1 protein-coding gene is annotated in these 1,903 nt (G+C 50.8%); it reads right to left on the bottom strand.

Going from position 1 to position 1,903, the window contains the following annotated elements:
• Window positions 1-108: 108 nt before the first annotated feature.
• Window positions 109-1,407, bottom strand: a complete 1,299-nt coding sequence (locus tag NFS35_RS28765) for an IS110 family RNA-guided transposase (RefSeq protein ID WP_251210375.1) — start codon at window positions 1,405-1,407, stop codon at window positions 109-111.
• Window positions 1,408-1,903 lie beyond the last annotated feature (496 nt).

Below are 1,903 nucleotides of genomic sequence, written 5' to 3'. Positions count from 1 at the left end.
AGCATTCTGGTGATATGTCAAGGGTTTTTTGAAAAAGATTTTGATATGTTTTTCGGGAAAAAGGGTAACTTTAATAGACCTTCGGCGGCATTTATCTAAAACCGAATGTCAGTTCGGATTGCGATTCAGTTCGGCGTCCAATAGTTCGCCGGTGTACAGTTGGTTTTTGGCCAGCAATCCAAAAACGAGTCGTACGAGTTTACGAGATGTAAGCGCGAGTGCTCTCTTATGCTGATGTTTAGGGACCTCAGCATATTTCCTGGCATAGTAGTCCCGATATTCAGGGATATGCCGCCTGACACTGTTGGCTGCCTCACCGAGATAGTAACGCAGATAGGTGTTGCCCGCTTTGGTGATAGGTGTGTCCTCTGCCTCAAAGTCACCGGAATCGTTCCTGCGCCATGTAAGGCCGGCGTATTTAGCCAATGCATCAGATGAGTGGAAAGCGGCAATGTTGCCGATCTCCGCGATCATCCCCGCAGCCCATACAGGCCCGATTCCCGGGATTGACTGCAGGATTGTCAACGCATTGGGCGACATGCCCTGTATAGCTTTCAAAATGGCCTTGTCGATGGCCTTGATTTCTTTCCGGTAGGCCTCGATGCAGTTGAACGAGCTTGCCAGGGAGACGTTGATAGGCTCATACATGCACTTGTCAAGGCGGTAGGAGTCGCGTGCAGCTTTTTTCAGCAGCTCCGATGTCCTGGACAGGTCAGGGATGCGGCTGCGGCTCTTTTCGGCCAGGAACCGCAGGAGCTCTTCCTCCGGCGCATCGATGATGTCCTGGACCGACATGTATTCTGTCAGCAGGGCGGATGCAGTCGCGCCGTAGAGATTGCTGAAAGGCTGTTCGTCATCCTGGAGGAGCTGCAGCTCGCTGAACTTCAGGTACAGGTTGGAGACCATGTAGGTCTTTTCCCGGGTGATGCACTCGGCCAGGTGCAGGCGGTGCCTTGTAAGGCGCTTCAGGGCGAGGTACTGGCTCCCGCGCCATGGTTCGCATTCGATGCACCCTGCCCGTGCGAAGTCCGAAATGATGAAGGCATCCAGCGGGTCTGTCTTGGACATGCCGATGAAGGCCTTGCGGTAATTGGCGGTCATCTTAGGATTCAGACAGAAGACATAGGGCTTATACGGCATCAGGGCTTCACAGGTGGAGAGGAAGTTTGCTATATGGATGCTGTAAACGGAAGTAGATTCCAAAGCGGCCACAACAGTTGTCAGGTCCGGGTGCTTCTTCAGACAGCCCAGGATGATGTCCGCCAGCTCCTCAGCCCCGGGCTGGTTATTGGAGAAGGCGGATGAGATGTACCTGTTCTTATGGAAATCCATGGCATAGACGACATTGGATTTGGAACTTACATCAATACCGACAAACAGAGTGGACATAAAGTTGATCTTTAACATAATATCACCATCCTTTCCGATCTGGATTTGTGGAACCTGAAGCAGAAGGCTTATCCCGGGCTGTGTAAGGTGACTGAAACCTCGCGCAATAAGCATGCACCCTGCCAGCAATCTTTGCTGGTGCTACGACAGGGGACGCAACTTCTGAGTAAGCAGAATATGCCATACACGCCGGGCTGCATGCTCCATAAAGCAGACGCGGATCAACCGGCTGAAAGGTGTAAAAGCAGTGCCCTCGGACATCAGACTCTGACTGATATCATACCACAGGATAAACGATTATGGAACTGGGTTGTACAGGTGATGAAAGGGTGGGAGGGGAATCCTCCTGACTGCCTTCACCTATATCAATAAGAAAGGGTTATCAAAGTAACTGTTGGCTGTATAGATGGGACGGGATAGGGAGGAGGCTCCTTCTGAATTATCCGCCATCTATATCACAAAAAGAATAAGTCTATAGCCTGTTTTGATTGGCTATAAACTTATTATACGAGGT

The sequence above is a fragment of the Acetatifactor aquisgranensis genome, assembly GCF_943193215.1.
In the GTDB taxonomy this organism is placed as follows: Bacteria; Bacillota; Clostridia; order Lachnospirales; family Lachnospiraceae; genus Acetatifactor; species Acetatifactor aquisgranensis.
The sequence above is the reverse complement of the archived record's forward strand: the minus strand, read 5'-3'. Positions and strand labels throughout refer to the sequence as shown.

Bases quoted from the DNA above. Each gene is read 5' to 3' on its own strand.
- NFS35_RS28765 (WP_251210375.1), bottom strand. From the start codon at position 1,407: ATGTTAAAGATCAACTTTATGTCCACTCTGTTTGTCGGTATTGATGTA.